We start from the raw sequence: 21,686 nt of genomic DNA on the forward strand, positions 1-21,686 counted from the left end.
GCGCGGGCGCGCGTGGGGCGATCGCCCACCCCCACCGCCCGGCCCGGGTGGTCGTACTCTTGGCGGTTGTGGCCAGACCCACCTCGCTGCTGAAGCGACTCCTCCTCGGTCGACCGTTCCGGTCCGACCGCCTCCAGCACACCCTCCTGCCGAAGCGCATCGCGCTGCCGGTCTTCGCCTCCGACGCGCTCTCCAGCGTCGCCTACGCCCCGGACGAGATCCTGCTGACGCTCTCCATCGCGGGCGCGTCGGCCTTCATCTTCTCGCCGTGGATCGCGCTCGCGGTCGTCGTGGTGATGCTGACCGTGGTGGCCAGCTACCGGCAGAACGTGCACGCCTACCCCTCCGGCGGCGGCGACTACGAGGTGGCCACGGTCAACCTCGGGCCGCGGGCCGGGCTCGCGGTGGCCAGCGCGCTGCTGGTCGACTACGTGCTCACCGTGGCGGTGTCGGTCTCCTCGGGCGTGGCGAACCTCGGCTCGGTGGTGCCGTACGTGGCCACCCACAAGGTGCTCATCGCGGTCAGCGCGGTGGTGCTGCTCACCGCCATGAACCTGCGCGGCCTGCGCGAGTCGGGCACCGCGTTCGCCATCCCCACCTACGGCTTCGTGATCGTCATCGGCGGCATGCTGCTGACCGGGCTGGTCCGGATCTTCATCCTCGGCGACGACCTGCGGGCGCCGAGCGCCGGGCTGGAGATCCACGCCGAACACAGCGTGACCGGCTTCGCGTTGATCTTCCTGCTGTTGCGCACCTTCTCCTCCGGCTGCGCCGCGCTCACCGGCGTCGAGGCGATCTCCAACGGCGTGCCCGCGTTCAAGACCCCCAAGTCGAAGAACGCGGCGACCACCCTGCTGCTGCTCGGCACCATCGCCGTCAGCATGCTGGTCGGCATCATCTGGCTGGCCAAGCTGACCGGGCTGCAGTTCGTCGAGGATCCGGCGCAGATCGTCTCCGGCCCCGACGGGTACGTGCAGAAGACTGTCACCACCCAGCTCGGGCAGACCGTGTTCGGCGACGGCTCGGTGCTGCTCTACGTGGTGGCCGGCATGACCGCGCTGATCCTGTTCCTGGCCGCGAACACCGCCTTCAACGGCTTCCCGGTGCTCGGCTCGATCCTGGCCCAGGACCGCTATCTGCCCCGCCAGCTGCACACCCGGGGCGACCGGCTGGCCTTCTCCAACGGCATCGTCTTCCTGGCCGTCTTCGCGGTGGTGCTGATCATCGGCTTCCAGGCCGAGGTGACCCGGCTCATCCAGCTCTACATCGTCGGGGTGTTCGTCTCGTTCACCCTCTCCCAGGCCGGCATGATCCGGCACTGGAACCGGCACCTGCGCACCGAGCGGGACCCGGAGGCGCGTGCGCGGATGATCCGCTCCCGGGCGATCAACGCGTTCGGCATGGCGATGACCGGCGTGGTGCTGATCATCGTGCTGATCACCAAGTTCCTGCTCGGCGCCTGGATCGCGATCGCCGCCATGGCGGTGATCTACCTGCTCATGCTGGCCATCCGGCGGCACTACGACCGGATCTCCGCGGAGTTGGAGCCGACCGAGCAGCGGGCCGTGCTGCCCGCCCGCAACCACGCCATCGTGCTGGTCAGCAAGCTGCACCAGCCGACGCTGCGGGCCATCGCCTACGCCCGGGCGACCCGGCCGGACACGCTCACCGCGGTGACGGTGAACGTGGACGACAAGGACACCCGGGACCTCCAGGCCGAGTGGGAGCGGCGCGAGCTGCCGGTGCCGCTGACCGTGATCGACTCCCCCTACCGGGAGATCACCCGGCCGATCCTCAACTTCGTCGCCTCCACCCGCCGGGAGTCGCCCCGCGACGTGGTCACGGTCTTCATCCCGGAGTACGTGGTGGGCCGCTGGTGGGAGAACCTGCTGCACAACCAGAGCGCGCTGCGGCTCAAGGGGCGGCTGCTCTTCGAGCCGGGCGTGATGGTCACCAGCGTGCCCTGGCAGCTCGCCTCCACCGCCAGCAAGAACCTGGACCGGCTGGACGCCACGCTCACCCGCGGCCCGGCGCGCGGCCCCCGGGTGGCCCCGCGCAGCACCCTGCCGCCCAGCGTCCCGCCGGTGGTCTCCGCGCCCCCGGGGGAGAGCGGTTCGGGGGACCGCCCGTGACCGCGCCGGCCCGTACCGGGCTGGAGGAGGCCGAGCGGGTCGAGCTGACCGTGGACGCGGTCGCCCCGGGCGGGCACTGCGTGGCCCGGGTCGACGGCCAGGTGGTCTTCGTCCGGCACGCGCTGCCCGGCGAGCGGGTGGTGGCCGAGGTGACCGAGCTGCACCGCGGCTTCGCCCGCGCCGACGCCGTGGAGATCCTGACCGCCTCGCCGGACCGGGTCGAGCCGCCGTGCCCGTACGCGAAGCCGGGCCGGTGCGGCGGCTGCGACCTCCAGCACGTCACCCCGGCCGCCCAGCTCGACTGGAAGGTCGCCGTGGTGCGCGAGCAGCTCACCCGGCTGGGCGGGCTCACCGACGACCAGATCGACGCGCTCGGCGTCCGGGTCGAGGCGCTGCCCGGCGGGCCGCTGGGCTGGCGCTCCCGGGTCCGCTACGCGGTCGACGCCGCCGGCCGGGCCGGGCTGCTCAAGCACCGCTCGCACGAGGTGGTGCCGATCGACCGCTGCCTGATCGCCCACCCGGCCATCCAGGACCTGCCGGTGCTGGCGCCCAGTGGGGCCCACTGGCCGGACGCCGACGCCGTCGAGACGGTGGCCTCCACGGGCGGCGACGTCAGCGTGGTCGCCCTCGCCGAGGGGGCGCCCACCCCGGTCAGCGGCCCGGCCGAGGTCCGCGAGGTGGCCGCCGGCCGGGACTGGACGCTGCCCGCGTCCGGCTTCTGGCAGGTGCACCCGGCCGCCGCGGACACCCTGGTCGGGGCGGTGCTCGACCTGCTCGACCCGCGCCCCGGCGAGACCGCCTGGGACCTCTACGGCGGCGCCGGGCTGTTCGCCGCGGCCCTCGCCGGCCGGGTCGGCGACGCGCGGGTCACCCTGGTCGAGTCGAGCCAGGACGGGGTGGACGCGGCCCGGGCCAACCTGGCCGACCTGCCCCGGGTCGAGGTGGTCGCCGCCCGCGTGGAGACCGCGCTGGCTCGCCGCCGGGTCACCGGCCCGGTCGACGTGGTGGTGCTCGACCCGCCGCGCTCCGGCGCGGGCGCCCCGGTGGTGCGGGACATCGTCGCCGCCGGCCCGCGCGCGGTCGCGTACGTGGCCTGCGACCCGGCCGCCTTCGCCCGGGACGTGCGCACCTTCACCGGAGCCGGCTGGCGGCTCGCCGCGCTGCGCGGCTTCGACCTGTTCCCGATGACCCAGCACGTCGAGCTGGTCGGGCTGTTCCTGCCTTCAGGAGAGTGACTAGCCTGGCCCGATGAAGATCGTCGGGCTGATGTCGGGCACCTCGTACGACGGGGTGGACGTGGTGGCGGCCGAGTTCACCCGGGACGGGGAGACGCTGACGCTGCGCCCGCTCGGGCACCGCAGCCTCGACTACCCCGACGACCTGCGGGCCGAGATCGGCGCGCTGCTGCCCCCGGCGGCCACCACCATCGAGGCGGTCTGCCGGCTGGACAACCGGCTCGGCGAGGTCTTCGCCGACGCGGCGGCGGCCGGCGTGGAGCTGGCCGGGGGCGTGGTCGACGCCGTGGTCTCGCCCGGCCAGACCGTCTTCCACTGGGTCGAGGCGGGCCGGGTGCGGGGCACCCTCCAGCTCGGCGCGCCGGCCCGGGTGGCCGCCCGGGTGGGCGTACCCGTGCTGCACGACCTGCGGTCGGCGGACGTGGCGGCCGGCGGTCAGGGCGCGCCGCTGGTCCCGGCCTTCGACGCGCTGCTGCTCGACGCGGCCGCCGCTCCGCGCGACGCGCGGAGCTCAAACGGAACTGCGCCGCGGGCCGCACTGAATCTCGGCGGGATCGCGAACCTCACCGTGGTCGCTCCCGGGGCGCCGGTCCTCGGATACGACGTGGGCCCGGCGAACGCCCTCCTGGACGCCGCGGCCCGGCGCTTCCTGGACCGCCCCTGCGACCTGGACGGGGCCCGGGCGGCGGCCGGCCGGGTGCACGAGGGCCTGCTGGCGCTGCTGCTCGCCGAGCCCTACTACGCCGCGCCCCCGCCCAAGTCGACCGGCAAGGAGCTGTTCCACGGCGGCTACCTGGACGACCGGCTGGCCGCCCTGGGCGAGCCGGTGGCCGTCGACGACGTGCTCGCCACGCTCACCGAGCTGACCGCCCGGACCGTCGCCGACGCCTGCGACCGGCACGGGGTGACCGAGGTCATCGCCGCCGGCGGGGGAGTGCGCAACCCCACACTCCGGGCCCGGCTCGCCGCCCTCGGGGCGGGGCGCTGGCGGCTGCGCACCACCGACGAGCTGGGGGTGCCGGCCCAGGCCAAGGAGGCGTACGCGTTCGCCCTGCTGGGCTGGCTGTCCTGGCACGGGCTGCCCGGGGCCATCCCGTCGGTCACCGGGGCCTCCCGGGCCGCCGTGCTGGGCTCCTGGACCCCCTCCGGCCCGGCGTTCGCGGCCGAACCGGCGGCTCCGCCGCGCCGGCTGGTCGTCACCCCCTGATCGGGGGCCTGACCTGGGAAGATCCACGGCCGGGCTGCGGGCTGTCGAGCGGCCGATAGACTCTTCGGTCATGAGTGTTGAAGAGGGCACGGCCAACCACGGTCGGCTGCTGGGCACCGTCCGCGGCCCGCAGGACGTGAAGCGGATGACGGCCGAGCAGCTGGACATCCTCGCCGCCGAGATCCGGGACTTCCTGATCGCCAAGGTCTCCCGCACCGGCGGGCACGTCGGCCCCAACCTGGGCGTGGTCGAGCTGACCCTGGCCATGCACCGGGTCTTCGACTCGCCGCGCGACCGGCTCCTGTTCGACACCGGCCACCAGGCCTACGTACACAAGATCGTCACCGGCCGGCAGGAGGGCTTCGACAAGCTCCGCCAGCGCGGTGGCCTCTCCGGCTACCCCAGCCAGGCGGAGAGCGAGCACGACCTCATCGAGAACTCGCACGCCTCCACGGCCCTCTCCTACGCCGACGGCCTCGCCAAGGCGTACGCGCTGCGCGGCGAGAAGCGCAGCGTCGTCGCGGTGGTCGGCGACGGCGCCCTCACCGGCGGCATGTGCTGGGAGGCCCTGAACAACATCGCCACCGCCGGCAACCCCCTCGTGATCGTGGTCAACGACAACGGCCGGTCCTACTCGCCGACCATCGGCGGCCTCGCCGACCACCTGTCGTCGCTGCGGCTCAACCCGAGCTACGAGAAGGTGCTCGACACCGTCAAGGACGCCCTCGGCTCGACCCCGCTGGTCGGCAGGCCCATGTACGAGGTGCTGCACGCGGTCAAGAAGGGCATCAAGGACGCGGTCGCCCCGCAGGCCATGTTCGAGGACCTGGGCATCAAGTACGTCGGCCCGGTCGACGGCCACGACGTCCCCGCGATCGAGTCGGCGCTGCGCGCCGCCAAGAACTTCGGCGGCCCGGTGATAGTCCACGCGGTCACCCGCAAGGGCTACGGCTACCGCGCCGCCGAGGAGGACGAGGCGGACCGCCTGCACGGCCCGGGCGGCGCGTTCGACATCGAGACCGGCAAGCTGCTCGCCGCGCCGTCGGTGAAGTGGACCCACGTCTTCGCCGACGAGCTGGTCAGCATCGCCGACGAGCGCCCCGACGTGGTCGGCATCACCGCCGCCATGGCCGAGCCCACCGGCATCGCCACCCTGGCCCGCAAGTACCCCAACCGGGTCTACGACGTGGGCATCGCCGAGCAGCACGCCGCCACCTCGGCGGCCGGCCTCGCCATGGGCGGCCTGCACCCGGTGGTCGCCGTCTACGCCACCTTCCTCAACCGCGCCTTCGACCAGGTCCTGCTCGACGTGGCCATGCACAAGCTGCCGGTCACCTTCGTGCTCGACCGCGCCGGCATCACCGGCCCCGACGGGCCCAGCCACTACGGCATCTGGGACATGTCGGTGTTCGGCACGGTGCCCGGCCTGCGGATCGCCGCGCCCCGCGACTCGGCCACCCTCCGCGAGGAACTGCGCGAGGCGATCGCCGTGGACGACGGGCCGACCATCCTGCGCTTCCCGACCGGCACCGTGGCCGCCGACCTGCCAGCCGTGCGCCGGGTCGGCCCGGTCGACGTGCTGGCCGAGTCGGCGCGTACGGACGTGCTGCTCGTCGCGGTCGGCTCCTTCGCCGGCCTCGGCATGGAGGTCGCCACCCGGGTCGCCGAGCAGGGGTACGGGGTGACCGTGGTCGACCCGCGCTGGGTCCGGCCCGTGCCGGCCGAGCTGGTCGAGCTGGCTGCTGGGCACCGGCTCGTCGTCACCGTCGAGGACGGTGTCCGGGTTGGGGGCGTGGGTTCCGCCCTCGCCCAGGCGATGCGGGACGCTGACGTTCGGGTGCCCGTCAAGGATCTTGGGGTGCCGGCGGACTGGCACCCGCACGGGACTCGGGCGCAGATCCTGGCCGACCTTGGGCTGACGGCTCAGGACGTGGCGCGGGACGTCACCGGGTGGATCTCGGGGCTGGACGCGCAGTCGGTCGACCCGGCCGCCGACGAGGCGACCGCAAAGAACTGACCTCAGCTACGCCGAACGGGCGGTCCTGCCTTGCGCGGGGCCGCCCGTTCGATGTCTGCTGCCTTACTCGCTTACGACATCCCGCGGTTCCCGCCTCAAGCCGGCATTCTCGTCGATTATTGCCAAGGTGTGAATCGACTTGAGTCGGCGCTGTGAGCATGGCAATGCGAACCGGGGCTGTGGTGCGAATGTGCCTTACCTATCGTGATGATCAGGTGACACGGGTCGCCGATGAAGGGGAGGCATTCTGCTTATGAGAGCCATGCAGCAGCGTCGAAGGCTGCGATCGCTGTTCGGGGCCACGGTCGTGGCATTTGTGCTGATGAATTCGGCCGCCACCGGCGCGGCTGCGGCACCTGCAGATTCCCAGGTGGAGACGCTGCAATGGGTCTCCATTGAGCAGTATTCGTCGGCGGCAGGCATCCCTGAAGAGGAAGTTGCCGCCATGCCCGACATGAAGCTGCCCGACAAGTTCCGGGTGCGAGCCGACGACGGATCAGTCTCCCGCGTGCTGTCGAGCGAGGAGTTCGGCGGCGACTACGCGGTTGAATCGCTGCCGGACCTGGATCCGGGTGGCGGCAACGACGGGAATTGGTGGAGTGTCGTTTGGGGTGGTCGGGACTGGAACGGCACCTACGTCCCGCTACGCCTGGGCAACGCTGATCTCGGTTACCGGCACTACAACGTCAGGCACAATCTCACCTCCATCGACCCCTTCAAGGCCGCCTTGAAGGCGCACGGTCCAAACGCGCAGAGCAACTACACCGCTCTCCTGGTGGACAGCAACCTCGGCGTCCGGGAGACAGTAGTCTTCGGCGTTCAGATGGCTACTCGCACGTCCGACGGTCGTTACGTCAGCCCGGACGGTGCCTACATCGGAGTGATCACCGGTTACTGTAAAGGCAAGAGCAAGTGCCCGAACGCGGTCAACCGCGTCAGAGTGAGCTGAGGACGGCGTGGTGAGGAACCTGGAGGACGTGGACCATGCACACCGGCTTCTCCTCGGTGCTGTGGTGCCGTTGCTGCTACCTCCTCTAGGTTCCGCCTCTGTTCCCCGACCCCGACCCCGGCTCCGCGGAGTCGTGCGAGTTGACGAGAAACGATCGCGAGTCGTTCTCACCGACGACTCGGCGATGGCGTCCGGTGTGGCTTTCGAGGTGTCGCACGAGGCCCTGCACCCCGACGCCGGAAGTCCATTCGCGGTGGACAGGGTTCTCGCCTATCTGGGGTCTATTTCCATCGACGCCATCGACCGGCTGAAGCGAGACGAGGCCCTGCCGCGGGACGTGCACGGCAACCGAGTGGTTACGCTTGCGGGCGAAGGACTCGCCGCACCCGCGAGCCGAATCTCATCCGAGCAGGAGCTGTTGACGGTTTTCCAGCTCATGCAGCGCGGCCCGATTCTCCCCTCGGTCAAAGACGTCTTCTGGTTCACCGGTTTCATGCTCCGAGCCGATGAAAGCTGTCGAATCTACGTCAGCTTGGTCGACAACGGCACCTCGTATGGACTCGACGTTCCACTGCAGCGCGCTGGCGGCCGTTCCATCGCAGGAATGGCCGCGAGCTTCGAGCTTGAGCTGACGATGAAGCTGGGTAACGACGGCGAGCTGTATGAGCCCATCACCGACCGCAACGACGAGTACTGCGCAGTCGCCTACGACCTCGAAAGCTGGCTGAATCCTCCGGAGATCTGAACGACACGCCGCGACTGGCTGGAACGACAGCCGTCTCGACCCGGTTCGGATGGCGAGACAGCAGGCCGGTCGCCCTGTCGGGGCGGTGTCTGAGGGTTATCAGGGCGCGGAGCTCCCGGTACGGTTAGGCGGGGCAGCGGCCGACAGGCCAGCGACGCCTTGCGCTACGAGGAGGTCCGGATGGACTCCATGCCGGAGCTGACCTTCGGGCAGCGCCTCAAGGTCTACCGCGAGCGGTCGGGCAAGACGCGGGCCGTGCTCGGCGGCCTCGTCGGTCGAAGCGCCGAGTGGGTCAAGGCGGTGGAGACCGATCGCATCCTGCCCCCGCGCGTGCACATGCTGGATCGGATTGCCCGCGCCCTCAAGGTCGACGTGTCCGCCCTGGTCGGAGAGTTGAGCGACCGATCCGCCGTCGTCAACGGCCCGGAGCACCCGGCCCTGGCCACTGTCCGCGACGCCGTGAACCGGTTCCCGCTGTCCAGTGACGTTCCGCCGGTGCCGTTGCACCAGCTCAGGGAACGCCTGGCGGCAGCATGGCGGGCACGCCATCAGGCGTCGGACCACCGCACGGTGCTCGGTGGCCTGCTCCCGGGCCTGGTGCGGGAGGCCCAACATGCAGCGTTGGCATATGAGGGTGATGAGCGCCGGCAGGCCCAGGCTCTGCTGGCCGAGGTGCTCGGGCTGGCGCAGATGTTCCTCGCCTACCAGCCGGCTGCCGAGCTCCTCTGGCGCGTGGCCGACCGGGCGATGGTCGCGGCTCAGGAGTCCGGGGAGCCCGAGGCGCTGGCCTGCGCCGGGTGGTTCCTATGCCAGGTGCACCGGGATGCCGGGGACTGGGACACGGCCATGGCGGTGACCCTCGACGTCGTGTCGGCACTGGAGCCTCGGGTGGCCGACGCGACCACCAACCTTCTGGCGCTCTGGGGGGCACTGAACTTCGAGGCCGCCTACACCGCCGCCCGGGCTGGCGAGGAGGGCCGGGCGTGGCGGTACTGGGACCGCGCGGACCGGGTGGCGCAGCGCCTGCCGAAGGGCTTCTACCAGCCGCAGACGTCGTTCTCGCAGGTCATCATGGGTGCGCACGCCGTGACCGTGGCCGTCGAGCTGCAGAAGTCCGGCGAGGCGCTGCGACAGGCCCGTCGCGTCGATCCGGCTGGTATTCCGTCGAGGCCGCGCCGCGCCCGTCACCTCATCGAGGTCGCTCGAGGTCACTACGGCAAGGGTGACAACGAAGCGACCGTGACGAGTCTCCGGCAGGCGTACGAGTCCGCGCCGGAGACGATCCGCTTCAACGGCTACGCCCGGCAGATGACCCTGAATCTGCTCGACGGGCCGCGGCCGGTACGGAACGACGTTCATGACCTCGCGTTGAAGGTCGGCCTCGTCTCTTGATCTAGGGGTACGAACCCTACCCGTTCCGCCCCGCAACGCTGCGTAGCTTCCTCGTCACGGGATGCGGCGGGCGGTGCGGGATCGCCTGGTCGCCGTGTCCCTCTCCATCCTGAGGGGCGAGGGAGAACAGGTGCGACGCGTCTCCTACGACGAATTCCTGGTGGCGGTGGCGCTGACCCTGGCCCGTCGTCACCGGCCGGTCTGGTCGTGGCGGCACTGGCGACGCGTCTGCCGCTGCGGATCCCACCTACCGTGCCGAAGCCGCCACGTCATCCCGATCAGCCGCGGCCACTGGCCCAACCAGGACGCCCCGCGATGACGACCCACCTCCCGGTCACGCCGGCCTGGACCTGCGGCGGCTGCGGCGCCGACTGGCCCTGCCAGACGCGCCGTCGCGAGCTGCGAGCGGAGTACGATGCCGCCCCGGTCTCACTAGGTCTCTACCTGGTCGCCCAGCTAGCCGACGCCACCCACGACCTGGCCCATGTCCCCGCCGGCCACCTGCACCACCGCTTCCTCGGCTGGACCCGATGAGCATCCTCCGACCCGGCGACGAGAAGTACCACTACAGCGACGGCTCCCACAAATGGATCCCGCCGGACCCGGACTACGACCAGGAGGTCTGGGACGAAGAGGTCCGCCAACACAAGCAGTCCCACCTGAGAAACGAGCGCCCGAAAATCCGCCTCCATCGCCTCGTGTGAAGACCTGCCCCGGGGAGATCTTGGACGGAAAGGGCCCCTATAGGGGCCACTTCCTACCAAGATCGCCACGGGTGGCCAACGAAGCCGCAACCCACCGGCGGAGCGCAACCAGCGCGGGGTTCGGGGCAGCCCGACCCGCGCAGGGATCAAGCCTGACCGCCCGGAGCGGGTCGGGCTGCCCCGAACCCCACCACCGCAACCACAGGCGAACTCAGCGCCCGCCCACGGACCGGTACCAGGTCTTCTCGGTCCCCGCCAGGCTGAACGTCTGCTTCCGGTCCGGCTGCGCCACCACCACGAGCCCCGGCCGGTCCACGAGCCGTGTGGTCCCCGGCGGCGCCGCGAACGACGCATCCCGCCCCCGCCAACTCAGCACCGCGAGCGGCTGTCCCGGCACCGGCAGGTAGTAAGCCTGCAAGGTCGTGGACCGGTCGGCAGGAGACACAACCGGAGCACCACCGCCGGCCGGCCGGTAGACCACGGCGGTCATCGTCCCGGTAGCGCTCTCCCAGGTGAGCTGCTCCAGCTCGCCAGGCTCCCCGCCACCAAGAGAAACCGACCCCAGCGACCGCACCGCGATCTTCGCCATCGGCCACGACTCCGGCGCCGACCGGGGCGCTTGCCGGTCGCCGATCCGCCGCGGCACGCTCCCGAACGGCCCCCGCTCCCCGGCGAGCACGCACGTGTCCAGCCCGGTCAGCGCCCGCTTCCCCGACCCCGTCTCGTCGCGCACCAGCGGATAACGGGGCGCGGCGGTCGCCGTACCCAGGTCGAGGACGCGGTCCGCGGCCCGGCCGCGCGGCAGCGAGCGGGTGGGCCGCAGCGTCGCGGTCACGGCCACGGCCTGGCAGGCGGGCACGGCGACCGGCTCGGTGATGCCGTCGGTCGCGGGGAGCGCCTTGCCGTCGGGGCCGAGCAGCCGCTCCACCCGGGCAGAGGTGAGGTAGCGGCGGCCGGTCCAGGTCTGGACCGGCAGCACGTCCGAGTAGACCAGGTAGCCGGGATCGGTGTACTCGGTGGCGTGCGACACCTGCCAGCGATCCCCGGCACGGTGGAGCTGTAGCAGCCAGGACGCGCCCTCGCCGGGTACGTCGGCGGCGACCAGGGCCAGCGGGCTTCCGCCCACCTCGCCGGAGTAGAGGATGCCGGAGGAGGACAGGTGCGCCCGGTCGTCGTCCGGCGAGCGCCAGTCCCGGACGGCCCGGCTGATCTCGCCGGTGGCGGCGGCGTCGCGGGTCAGGCTGCCCCGCGCCGGCCAGACCTTCAGCGTGCCGTCGAGGCTGTCGTAGCCCACGGGCAGCGCCGCCGGCTGCCGCCCGGCGACCGGGCCGCAGCCGGTCAGCAGCAGGGCCAGCAGCGCGGTGGCCGTCGTGCCGCGTCGACGGACTGAAACCACCCTGTACGCCCCCTGAATCCCGTCTTCACCGGTCGTGTCCGGAAGCCCACATGGTACGAGACGGCCGGTCACCCGGCCGCGCCCACCTCACCCTTTCGGATGATGACCACAGAGGACGGTGGGACGTGCGATTCGTACGCCATTTTCCGGCTCCGGTAGACTCCGCCGACTGTGACGCCTGCCGACCCCCGTGGCGACTCGACGCCGGACGCCGACGCCTCGGGCGGACCGCTCTCCGTCATGGTGGACGAACCCCCGATCACCGCGCGCGACGCGGAGCCCGCCGCGCCGGCCGCGCGGCGGCGGTGGCGGTGGACGCCGCGCCGGCAGGACCTGGCCGTGTACGGGGTGTTCCTGCTCGCCGCGGTCTGGGTGACCAGCGGGATCTGGGCCGACCCGGCCGGCCGGGTGGCCGCGCTCTACAGCAGCGACCCGGCGCAGGTGCAGTTCTTCCTGGCCCACTCGGTGCGGATCGTGCTGCACGGCGAGTATCCGTTCTACACCGACCAGTTCAACTATCCGGACGGGGTCAACCTGATGGCGAACACCGCCATCCTGGCCCTCGGCATCCCGATGGTGCCGGTGACCCTCCTGTTCGGACCGGCGGTCTCCTTCGTCACCCTGGTCACGCTCGGTCTCGCGGGCACGGCCGCCGCCTGGTACCGGGTGCTCTCCCGGCACCTGGTGCGCAACCGGCTGGCCGCCGCCGTGGGCGGCTGGTTCTGCGGGTTCTCGCCGGCCATGCTGTCGCACGCCAACTGGCATCCGAACATCATCAGCCAGTTCCTGCTGCCGTTCATCGTGTGGCGGGTGCTGGTGCTGACCCGGTCGACCCGGCCGGTCCGCGACGGCGCGCTGCTCGCCCTGCTGGTCACCGCGCAGGCGTTCGTCAACGAGGAGATCCTGCTCTTCACGGCGCTGGCCTGCGGGGTGTTCCTGGTCGCCGTGGTGGTGCAGCAGCGCGAGCGGTGGGCCGCCGCCTGGCGGCCGCTCGGCGTCGGGCTGGCGGTCTGCGCGGTGCTCGCCGGGGCGCTGCTGGCGTACCCGCTCTGGGTGCAGTTCGCGGGGCCGATGGCGTACCACGGGCTCAGTGACACGGTCCGCGACTACGGCAACGACATCGCCGCGTTCTTCACGCCCGGCTCCACCACGCTCGGCGGCAACGAGCGGGCCAATGTCAACCTGGCCCCGAACTACTCGGAGGAGAACGCCTTCTTCGGCTGGAGCCTGTCGCTGCTGGCCGTCGGCATCGTGGTCTGGCTGCGCCGGGAGGTCGTGGTCCGGGCGCTCGCGGCGACCGGGCTGTTCTTCGCCGTGCTCTCCCTCGGCGAGCGGGTCTCCTGGTGGGACCGGGACCTGATCACCGGCCCGTGGGAGCTGCTGGTGAAGCTGCCGCTGCTGGACGCCGTGGTGCCGACCCGGTTCGGCCTGATCACCACCGTGGTCATCGGGGTGCTGCTGGCCCTGGCGGTCGAGCGGGCCGCGGCGCTGCGGGTCGTGGAGCGGCGCACCGTGCGTACCCTGACCGCCGCCGGTCTGGTGTTCGCGCTGCTGCCCATCGCGCCGATGCCGCTGCGGGTCACCACCCGCCCGGCCGTGCCCGAGTTCATCACGGCCGACCGGTGGCGGCAGTACGTCGGGCCGGACCAGACGCTGGTCTCCGTGCCGGTGCCGGCCATGGGCAACACCGACCCGATGCGCTGGGCGGCCAGCACCGACCTGGCCTTCAAGATCCCCGGGGGCTACTTCCTCGCCCCGCGCAACGGGGTCACCGGCGACCCGGGCCGCTTCGGTGGCCGGCCCAGCGGCATCGGCGAACTGCTCGCCGAGGTCGAGGCCACCGGGCGTACGCCGAAGCTCGACGACCGGCAGCGCCGGCGCTTCCTCGACGAGCTGCGGCACTGGCGGGCCGCGATCGTGGTGCTGCCGCTGAACGAGCAGAACGCCGAGCCGCTGCGCCGCACCGTGGAGCAGCTGGTCGGGCCCGCCCGGCAGGAGCTGGACGTGTGGTTGTGGGACGTCCGGACACTGACCAGCCCGTCCGCCTGACCGGCCCGGACCGCCCCGAGCCCGCGCCCCGGCGCCGGTGGCGGCCGCGCCCGGTCGACGCGCTCGTGGTCGCCGGCTACCTGGGCCTGGCCGTGCTGCTCACCGCCGGCCAGTGGCGCCGGCCCGACCGGCTGTTCCACCAGGCCGGCGACCAGATGCTCTTCGAGTGGATGCTCGCCCGGGCCGCCCGGGCGGTGACCGGCGGGGAGAACCCGCTGCACAGCACCGCGTTGAACGTCCCCGACGGGGTCAACCTGATGGCCAACACCTCGGTGCTCGGGCTGGGCGTGCCGCTCACCCCGGTCACCGCGCTGTTCGGCTCGCAGGTGGCCTTCCTCGTCGCGGTGGTGCTCTGCCTCGCCGGCACCGCCACCGCCTGGTACGCGCTGCTCGCCCGCCGGCTGGTCCGCTCCCGGGCCGCCGCGGCGGTGGGCGGGCTGTTCTGCGGCTTCGCCCCGGGCCTCGTGTCGCAGGCCGGGGCGCACCTGCACATGGCCGCCCAGTTCCTGGTCCCGGTGATCCTCGGCCTGGTGTTCCGGCCGGCGCACGACCGGGTCCGCCGGGACGGGGTGCTGCTCGGGCTGGCCGTCGCCTACCAGGTCTTCCTCGGCGAGGAGGTGCTGGTCTTCCTGGCCCTCGCGGCCGGGGTGTGCGCCGGGGCTTACGCGCTGGCCGACCGGGCCGCCGCACGGCGGCTGGCACCCGTGGTGGCGCGCCGGCTCGGGATCGGCGCGCTGGTCGCCGGGGTGCTGCTGGCGTACCCGCTCTGGGTCCAGTTCGGCGGTCCGGGCCACTACAGCGGGATGCCGTTCTACGCCCGGGGCTACCGGCTGGACCTGGCCTCGTACGCCGCCGCCGCCCGGCAGACCGTCGCCGGGGACGGCTACCACGCCGGGCTGCTGTCGCCGAACCCGACCGAGGAGAACTCGTTCTTCGGGCCGTTCCTGCCGCTGCTGGCCGTGCTGATCGTGGTCCGGCTGTGGCGGCGGCCGCTGGTCCGGGCCCTCGCCGCCTGCGGGCTGCTGTTCGCGCTGCTCTCCCTGGGCACCACGGTGGTGGTGAACCGGCACGACACGGGGCTGCCCGGGCCGTACCGGCTGCTCGCCGGGGTGCCGCTGCTCGACCTCGTGGTGCCGGCCCGGTTCGCGCTGGTCTGCGTACCGGTGCTCGGGGTGCTGCTGGCCCTCGCCCTGGACCGGGTCCGGCACCGCGCGGCCCGGACCTGGGCGCCGTGGGCGGGGGCCGTCGCCGCCGCGCTGCTGCCGCTCACCCCGACCCCGATCCGCACCGTGCCGGTCACGCCGGTGCCGGCCTTCGTGGCCGACGGCGGCTGGCGGGCGTACGTGCCGCCGGGGCGGACGCTGGTGCCGGTGCCGCCGGTCACCGGGTCCGGGGTGAGCCCGGCCACCTTCTGGTCGGCGCGGACCGGGCTGGCGTTCGACGCGCCGGGCGGCTACTTCATCGGCCCCCGCTCTGCCGGCGACCCGACCGCGCACTGGGGCGCACCGGACCTGCCGACCTCGCTGCTGCTGCGCCGGGCCGCCGAGACCGGCCAGGTGCCGCCCATCGGCGACGCGGAACGCCGCCAGGCCGTCGCGGACCTGCGGCACTGGCGGGCGGCGGTGCTGGTGCAGGCCGGCTCGACCCCGGATGACCCGGTCCGCGCCACGGTGGACGCGCTGGTCGGCCCCGGCCGCGACGTCCCCGGCGCCCACCTCTGGGACGTCCGCCCCCTGACCGGCTGACCGGCCCTCTCCGTCGCGGCGGTGGAGGGGCTGGCAGGGCCCGCGGTCGCGGGCGGCCCGGGGGTCGTCATGGTCGGCTGGACGCTACGAACGCGGTGAGTCGTCTGCGACATCACGTTTGTAGGCGCCGCGAAGTTACCTCCGACCCGGTTGCGGCGGGCCGCCGCCCTCGGTCGGCGCCGACACCGGGCTGGTCCGGCGGAGGCCGGCCGGACGGGGTCAGACGCGGTCGCGGACGTCCCAGAGCCAGACGTCGTCGACGCGCTGCGGCGGGCCGAGCAGGGCGGTCATCAGGTCGCGGAGCACCGCCTCGCGCGGGTCCGCGCCGAGCACCACCACCGACGCCTTCCAGAAGCGCAGGTCGTCGAGGGCCTGCCGGCGGTTCTCGTCGGTGAGCGGCGGGACCTTGTTCGCGTCCATGGTGGAGTAGATGAGTGTGCTGGTCGGCCGGTTCGGCGCGCCGAAGACCCCCTCGCCCACCTCGTTGGGGCCGATGAAGTAGCCGCCGGGGATGGGGAACGCCTGCCTGGTCAGCGCGCTCCAGCGCAGCGTGGGCAGGCCGTGCACGTTGCTCGGGATCGGCACCGGCACGAGGGTCCGGCCGTCCGGCACGTAGGGCCGCCAGCCGCCGGCCGTGATGAAGTGCGGCGGCGGGTCGATCTGCTGGGCCGGCAGCGGGCGGGGGAGCAGCGGCAGCAGCGCGGCCACGATGGCGGCGTACCCGACGAGGCGCGGCCAACGCCGGCGTGATCCGGGGGCGGTCGGGCCGGTGCGCTGGGCGGGCACCGGCGGGCGTCCGCGCCCGGACAGGGCGTCCCAGGCCAGCGCGAGCAGCACGCCGACGGCGGCCGCCACCACCAGGCTGAGCCGGGTCGGCATCATCATCTCGACCAGCGGCAGGTCGTCCGGCACGTACGCCCAGGGGCCGTCGACGGTGGTCTCCACCCCGTCGAAGCGCACCTTCGGGCCGATGGCGGCGACCGTGAAGACCACCACGAGCACGGCCACGATCCGGGCCGGCAGCGAGCGGCGTACCAGCAGCACCAGCGCGACCAGCGCGACCAGCACCAGCGGCCAGCCGAACCAGGTGTTCTGCTCGGTCAGCCCGATGGTCTTCTCCACCGCCTCGTCCCCGGCCACGGTGTCCCGGGCGAAGGTGACGAAGGCCATCAGGTCCTCGCCCCAGTTGTGGAAGACCCCGCCCTGCAGGCCACGGTAGGACTGCGGCCCGTTGAACTGGAACCAGATCGGGTAGGCGGTCAGCAGCAGGGCCAGCGCGCCGCCCACGCCCGTGGCGGCGAGGAACGTGCCGGCCCGCTCGCGCGCCGCCCGCGGCCGCTGCGCGATCCACGCCACCACGACGACCAGGCAGGCCAGCGCGGTGAGCAGGAGCATCTCCTCGTTGATGAAGATCTGGTACGCCACGAGCAGGCCCAGCGCGATCCCGTTGCGCCGCCACCGGCCCGGTTCGCCGAGCCGCAGCACCCGGGCCACGATCAGCGGGAGCAGGAAGTTGGAGACGAAGTTCGGCTGCCCGTTGGCGTGGTGCACGATGCCCGGGGCGAAGCCGAGGAAGGCGCCGCCGACGAAGGCCGCCCCGCGCGAGCGGACCAGGTGCCGGGACAGCACCCAGTAGGAGGTGGCCGCGGTGGCCGAGAGCGCCGCGCCGAGGTAGAGCGCGTACATCACCTGCGGGCCGAGCAGCAGGGTGAGCGGCGCCAGCGGCAGGGTGACCCCGAGCAGCGAGGTGTTCGCCATCATGTTCACCCCGTCCGGCGCGTTCTGCCGGGCGGTGAAGAGCGGGTTCTCCAGGTGACGCACGGAGTACGCGCCGTGCGCGAAGAGCCACTCGAACCAGCTGTGGTCGGTCGGCAGGTGCGAGGAGACCCGGTGTTGCACGTCGCCCCAATAGTTGAGGCAGACGAGAATGCCGAGCACCGCATAGGCTCCGATGGCCAGCACGTCGGCGCGTGCCGGCCGGCGTCGAGGCCGGCGCGGCGGGTCCGCCACGACGGGCTCGGTCTCGACGGGCGAGGAGTTCAGCGAGGGGTCCACCACCGGCACGGCCACGACGGGCCATCGTACAGGCGGCACGTCTCGTACCGGTTTCGGCCGAGACAGCCGGGCGGCGGCGCGGGGAGGGTGTGGTCGTGACCGTCATCGATCTGGGTGAGCTGCGCGACGACGCCCCGCCGGGCCCGGCGCGGCGTCGTCCGCGGGCCGCCGGTCGTCCGTTCCGGAGCGTCGTGGTGCTGCTGGTGGCGTTGGTCACGCTCGCCGCCGCGGCACCGCCGGCGCGGCCCGCCGCGCGCACCCTGGCCGGCGGCCCCGCGGCCGCCGCGTTCGTCTCCGGCGACCGGGTGTACGTGGTCGAGCCGGCCGACCCGGCGGGCGGTGCGAACCGGCGGCTCGTCGCGTACCGGGCCGGCTCCGGTCCACCCCGGACACTGTGGCGGACCCCGCTGCCGGGGGTGGGCGCGGCCACCGCGGTGTGGGAGCAGGTCGGCACCGTCCTGCTCGTCGGGCGGACCGACAGCGACTCCGTGTACGAGACGGTCGGCCTCGACGCCCGCACCGGCCAGGTCAACTGGGTCCAGCCCGGGGTGGGCTTCCCGGCCGGCGAGGCCCTGCTCATGCAGGTGCCCGACGTGACGGGCCGGCAGCCGATCCGCCGGGTGGCGGTGAGCGACGGCCGGACCCTGTGGTCGGCGCCCGGCACGCCGGACGACGTCGAACTCAGCTTCGGCCCGTCCGGCGTGGACCGGCTGGTCTACCTGCCGGCCGCCGGCGAGACCGCCGTCTACGACGCGGTCAGCGGCGCCCGGCTGGTCGCCCGCGACCTGCGCCCCGGCGACCTGCCCACCCGGCAGCGCACCCTGCTCGCCGCCGGGATGCTGCTGGTGATCGGCGACGCGGGCAGCACCGTCACCGCCTACGACCTGGACACCCTCCAGCGGCGCTGGACGGCCGCGCTCCCCCTGGTCGGCTACGCGCAGCAGTGCGGCAGCCTGCTCTGCGCGATCAGGCAGACCGGCGGGATGTGGGCGCTCGACCCGGCCACCGGCGCGGTGCGGTGGACCGACGACCGGTGGGCGGGGGTGCTGTCGACCGCCCGCGGTCGGCTGCTGGTCAACACGGGCGCGGCACCGGACACCGGACACGGAACCGCCCTGGCGGTCATCGAGGAGGCCACCGGCCGGCTGGTGGCCGACCTCGGCGTCTGGGAGATGGTGCAGCAGGACGAGTACGACGGCCGGCTGTTCGGCGTCCGGCGGATACGGAACAGCCGCCAGCTCCTCGTCGAGCTGGACCCGGCCCCCGGCCGCCCCGAGGTGCGCGACGTGCTGGTCGGCGCCGTCGGCGACTGCCGGATGGGCGCGACGCTGGTCGTCTGCCGCCACACCGACGGCGGGTTCGGGCTGTGGCGGCTGCCGTGAGTCCGGTCATCGAGCTGGGGGAGATGCGGCACGGCGAGGAGGCCGGCGAGCCGGCTCCCGCGCCGGCCCGGCCGCCGGGCCGGGTGGCCCGGGTGGTGGCGGTCTGCTGCCTGGCGCTGCTGACCCTGGCCGGCGCGGCCCCGCCGGCCCGGCAGCCAGCGGGGATCCGGGTGCCCGCCCCGCAGGGCGCCATCTTCCTGGTCCTGGCGGGCCGGCTCGTGGTAGCCGACGGGCCGGGCACGATCGGCCGGGGCGGCCGGGTGGTCACGGGGCACCGGCTGCCCGGCGGCGAGCCGCTCTGGCGGTTCACCCTGCCGGCCGGTGACCACCTGCTCGGGCTGGGCGCGCTGGCGGGCGGGCTGCTGGTGACGAGCAGCCCGGCCGGGGCCGGCGACACCCTCTCCACCCTGCTCGACCCGGCGACCGGCGCGGTGCGCTGGCGGCAGTCCGGCTACGCGGTGTCGACCGGGTCCGGCGGGGTGCTGTTCGAGACCCCGCGGGCGGCCGGGACCGGCACGGTGCTGGCCGTCGACCCGGTCTCGGGCGCGGTGCGCTGGTCGCTGCCACTGCCCAGCAACGGGGTGGCGTACCGGGCGGACGACCGGGGGGTGACGCAGATCGTGCTGGTCACCCCCGACGGCCGGGTGGAGGTGCACGACGCGGACTCCGGCGCGCTGGTGCACGCCGGCCGGGTGCCGCCGGCCGCGGACCGGGTCTCCTACCGGTTCACCCAGGTGGTGGCCGACCTGCTGCTGGTCGACGGCGCGCCGGGCACGGTCACCGCCTACGGGCTGGACCGGCTGGACCGGCGCTGGAACGTGGCGGTGGAGCCCCGCGCCGGGGTCTGGTTCGTCGAGTGCGCCGGGATGGTGTGCATCCGCGACCAGGTCGGCGGGGTACGCGCCCTCGACCCGGCCACCGGTGAACCGAGCTGGGTGGACGACCAGTGGGTCGGGATGGCGCCGGTGGGCGGCCGGCTGCTCGGCGCCGAGCCCGGCGTCGGGCTGGAGCTGGAGCTGTCGGTGCTCGACCCGGCCACCGGCCACGCCCTCGCCCGGCTCGGCCGCTGGCGCACCACGGGCGTCGTGAGCGACCCGACCCGGCTGCTCGGGCTGCGCCGCATGCCCGGCGACCGGACGCTGGTCGGCGCGCTGGACGTCGCGGCCGGGGAGGTCCGGATCCGGGCGGTGCTGCCCGGCTCCTGGGACGACTGCGCCGACTCGGGCGCCGCGCTGGTCTGCCTGCGCCCGGCGGGCGGGCTGACGATCTGGCCGGTGGGCCGGTGAGTCACCAGTTGGCCTGCGCGGGCGCCGGCGGCAGCGCCACCGACTCCGGCCGCACCACGTAGACGACCCCGCCGCTGCCGCCCTGCCAGGCCGCCTCGAACGCCGCCCGGGGCACGGTCCGGCGGACCCCCTCGTCGTCCGGGGCGTACGGGTCATTGAGCACCGGGTCACCGTCGGCCGTGAAGCCGACCAGCACGATGAGGTGCCCCCGGGTGTCGTAGTCCAGCCCGGGCACCTGCCCCCGGGTGAAGGCCGCCGAGACGATGAGCGGGATGCCGGCGGCCACGAACCGTTCCGCCTCGGCCAGCGAGCGCAGCCGGGTGACGAAGGCGTCCACCCCGTGCAGGCCCGCGTACGCCGTGTTGAACGGCCAGTTCCCGGCCCCCGCGTACGCGTGGTCGTAGCAGTGCCGGGCGGCGTGCACCACCACCGGCCGGGGGCCGGGCGGGGCGACCCAGGCGTACCGGTCCGGGGTGGGGCCGGCGCCCCAGAAGTCGAGCACCATCGAGACGCAGGTGGGGCTGCACCAGGAGTCACCGCCGCCGCCCCAGCGGGTCTCCCCGCCGGCGTGCAGCCGCTGCGCGTAGCGCGGCACGTCCAGCACCCGGCCCCGGGCGCCGCCGGCCGTCCCGTCGACGGGGGCCGCCGCCGTGACCGGGACGGCGGGTGTGCCCGCCCGGGTGGCCCGGTCGTCGGCCGAGGCGACCACACCGAGGGTGCGCAGCACCGGGCCGGCCGGGGCGTCGGTGCGCCGGTGCAGGGTGACCCGGACCTGCCAGCCGGTGACCGTCCCGCCGATGACGCGCAGGGTGTCGGCCGCGACCCGGGCCGCGCCGTCCGCCTGGCCCGGCACCGAGGAGCGGTGGATGGTCGTGTCGTCCGCGGCCCACCGGCCCAGGTCGTACCAGCCGGTGGTGGCGGCGTCGCCGGCCCAGCCGCGCAGCTCCACCCGCAGCCAGCAGCCGGTCGGCGCGTCGGCGCGTCGGCGGTCCAGGAGGGGACCAGTTCGGCGACGGCGAAGCCGACCGGCACCACCGGGGAGGTCCAGGTCGCCGCGTCGTACCCGGCGGTGTCGCCGGAGTGCGGGTCGGTGTGGTCGACCCGGTCGGCCGGCGCGGCGAGCACCAGCCCGTCCGGGCCGCCGGCCACCCCGTCGGCGGCGCCGAGGTGCAGGTCCGCCGGAAAGCGGAAGCGGTGGTACGTCACGTCCCGGCCGGGGTCGACAGCGGTCATGCGGGCCTCCCGTCGGCTCGGGCCGGGCCGGCGCCCGGGGCGGTTGTCGCTCGCCGCCGGCGAGCATCGCGTACCTGAAGGTTTTTTGCAACGACGGCGCGCGAGGGACGCTTGGCGGCCGGCACTAGGTTGGCGGGAGGTCACGAGCTGGGAGGCCGG

At 73.7% G+C, this 21,686-nt stretch carries 16 protein-coding genes; 13 read left to right on the plus strand and 3 right to left on the minus strand.

The features are described from left to right. The first annotated feature begins 68 nt into the window (after window positions 1-68). The 9 genes from ABZV78_RS09955 (at window position 69) to ABZV78_RS09995 (ending at window position 10,381) form a co-directional block, all read left to right on the plus strand. The gene (locus tag ABZV78_RS09955; RefSeq protein ID WP_355637125.1) at window positions 69-2,132 is read left to right on the plus strand and encodes an APC family permease; all 2,064 of its coding nucleotides are present in this window, start codon (window positions 69-71) and stop codon (window positions 2,130-2,132) included. Continuing rightward, the gene (locus ABZV78_RS09960; RefSeq protein WP_355637127.1) at window positions 2,129-3,367 is read left to right on the plus strand and encodes a TRAM domain-containing protein; all 1,239 of its coding nucleotides are present in this window, start codon (window positions 2,129-2,131) and stop codon (window positions 3,365-3,367) included. Before ABZV78_RS09955 ends, ABZV78_RS09960 begins: the two co-directional genes overlap by 4 nt. A 13-nt stretch (window positions 3,368-3,380) precedes the next feature. Then, window positions 3,381-4,574 (plus strand): anhydro-N-acetylmuramic acid kinase, encoded by a 1,194-nt coding sequence (locus ABZV78_RS09965; protein ID WP_355637129.1) that lies wholly within the window; start codon window positions 3,381-3,383, stop codon window positions 4,572-4,574. Window positions 4,575-4,644: 70 nt separating this feature from the next. After that, window positions 4,645-6,591 carry a 1-deoxy-D-xylulose-5-phosphate synthase gene (gene dxs / locus ABZV78_RS09970; protein ID WP_091311778.1) on the plus strand — a complete coding sequence of 649 codons (1,947 nt, stop codon included), beginning with the start codon at window positions 4,645-4,647 and terminating at the stop codon, window positions 6,589-6,591. A gap of 262 nt (window positions 6,592-6,853) precedes the next feature. Next, window positions 6,854-7,540, plus strand: a complete 687-nt coding sequence (locus tag ABZV78_RS09975) for a hypothetical protein (protein WP_355637131.1) — start codon at window positions 6,854-6,856, stop codon at window positions 7,538-7,540. Window positions 7,541-7,724: 184 nt separating this feature from the next. Beyond that, window positions 7,725-8,285: a hypothetical protein gene (locus ABZV78_RS09980; RefSeq protein WP_355637133.1), complete on the plus strand. Its 561-nt coding sequence runs from the start codon at window positions 7,725-7,727 to the stop codon at window positions 8,283-8,285. Window positions 8,286-8,465: 180 nt separating this feature from the next. After that, complete coding sequence (locus tag ABZV78_RS09985) at window positions 8,466-9,677, plus strand: helix-turn-helix transcriptional regulator (protein ID WP_355637135.1); 1,212 nt, start codon at window positions 8,466-8,468, stop codon at window positions 9,675-9,677. Between the two features lie 315 nt (window positions 9,678-9,992). Beyond that, window positions 9,993-10,211 (plus strand): flavin reductase, encoded by a 219-nt coding sequence (locus tag ABZV78_RS09990; protein WP_355637136.1) that lies wholly within the window; start codon window positions 9,993-9,995, stop codon window positions 10,209-10,211. Beyond that, window positions 10,208-10,381 carry a hypothetical protein gene (locus tag ABZV78_RS09995; RefSeq protein ID WP_355637138.1) on the plus strand — a complete coding sequence of 58 codons (174 nt, stop codon included), beginning with the start codon at window positions 10,208-10,210 and terminating at the stop codon, window positions 10,379-10,381. Before ABZV78_RS09990 ends, ABZV78_RS09995 begins: the two co-directional genes overlap by 4 nt. 211 nt (window positions 10,382-10,592) lie before the next feature. On the opposite strand, the gene ABZV78_RS10000 is transcribed toward ABZV78_RS09995, so the two are convergent. Continuing rightward, complete coding sequence (locus ABZV78_RS10000; RefSeq protein ID WP_355637140.1) at window positions 10,593-11,777, minus strand: hypothetical protein; 1,185 nt, start codon at window positions 11,775-11,777, stop codon at window positions 10,593-10,595. A 171-nt stretch (window positions 11,778-11,948) separates the two neighbouring features. Between ABZV78_RS10000 and ABZV78_RS10005 the strand changes: the two genes are divergently transcribed. Together ABZV78_RS10005 and ABZV78_RS10010 are read left to right on the plus strand one after the other, a co-directional pair. After that, window positions 11,949-13,826 carry a hypothetical protein gene (locus ABZV78_RS10005; protein WP_355637142.1) on the plus strand — a complete coding sequence of 626 codons (1,878 nt, stop codon included), beginning with the start codon at window positions 11,949-11,951 and terminating at the stop codon, window positions 13,824-13,826. Further along, window positions 13,784-15,571, plus strand: a complete 1,788-nt coding sequence (locus ABZV78_RS10010) for a hypothetical protein (RefSeq protein WP_355637144.1) — start codon at window positions 13,784-13,786, stop codon at window positions 15,569-15,571. Before ABZV78_RS10005 ends, ABZV78_RS10010 begins: the two co-directional genes overlap by 43 nt. A gap of 219 nt (window positions 15,572-15,790) precedes the next feature. Here ABZV78_RS10010 and ABZV78_RS10015 read toward each other — a convergent pair whose 3' ends face one another. Further along, complete coding sequence (locus ABZV78_RS10015) at window positions 15,791-17,581, minus strand: hypothetical protein (RefSeq protein ID WP_355637220.1); 1,791 nt, start codon at window positions 17,579-17,581, stop codon at window positions 15,791-15,793. 140 nt (window positions 17,582-17,721) lie between these two features. On the opposite strand from ABZV78_RS10015, the gene ABZV78_RS10020 reads away from it, so the two are divergent. Beyond that, window positions 17,722-19,008 (plus strand): PQQ-binding-like beta-propeller repeat protein, encoded by a 1,287-nt coding sequence (locus ABZV78_RS10020; protein WP_355637146.1) that lies wholly within the window; start codon window positions 17,722-17,724, stop codon window positions 19,006-19,008. Beyond that, the gene (locus ABZV78_RS10025; protein WP_355637148.1) at window positions 19,005-20,294 is read left to right on the plus strand and encodes a PQQ-binding-like beta-propeller repeat protein; all 1,290 of its coding nucleotides are present in this window, start codon (window positions 19,005-19,007) and stop codon (window positions 20,292-20,294) included. The genes ABZV78_RS10020 and ABZV78_RS10025 overlap by 4 nt, the downstream gene beginning before the upstream one ends. A gap of 1 nt (window position 20,295) precedes the next feature. On the opposite strand, the gene ABZV78_RS10030 is transcribed toward ABZV78_RS10025, so the two are convergent. Beyond that, a complete protein-coding gene (locus ABZV78_RS10030) occupies window positions 20,296-21,243 on the minus strand; it encodes a C39 family peptidase (protein WP_355637150.1) in 948 nt (315 codons plus the stop codon). Window positions 21,244-21,686: the final 443 nt, after the last annotated feature.

This window comes from Micromonospora sp. NPDC004540, assembly GCF_040610095.1.
Taxonomy (GTDB): Bacteria; Actinomycetota; Actinomycetes; order Mycobacteriales; family Micromonosporaceae; genus Micromonospora.

Excerpts from the sequence above, each read along its gene's own strand:
- ABZV78_RS09995 (WP_355637138.1), top strand. The coding sequence starts at position 10,208 with ATGAGCATCCTCCGACCCGGCGACGAGAAGTACCACTACAGCGACGGC.
- ABZV78_RS09980 (WP_355637133.1), top strand. The coding sequence starts at position 7,725 with ATGGCGTCCGGTGTGGCTTTCGAGGTGTCGCACGAGGCCCTGCACCCC.
- ABZV78_RS09985 (WP_355637135.1), top strand. The coding sequence starts at position 8,466 with ATGGACTCCATGCCGGAGCTGACCTTCGGGCAGCGCCTCAAGGTCTAC.
- ABZV78_RS09965 (WP_355637129.1), top strand. The coding sequence starts at position 3,381 with ATGAAGATCGTCGGGCTGATGTCGGGCACCTCGTACGACGGGGTGGAC.
- dxs (WP_091311778.1), top strand. The coding sequence starts at position 4,645 with ATGAGTGTTGAAGAGGGCACGGCCAACCACGGTCGGCTGCTGGGCACC.
- ABZV78_RS09975 (WP_355637131.1), top strand. The coding sequence starts at position 6,854 with ATGCAGCAGCGTCGAAGGCTGCGATCGCTGTTCGGGGCCACGGTCGTG.
- ABZV78_RS09990 (WP_355637136.1), top strand. The coding sequence starts at position 9,993 with ATGACGACCCACCTCCCGGTCACGCCGGCCTGGACCTGCGGCGGCTGC.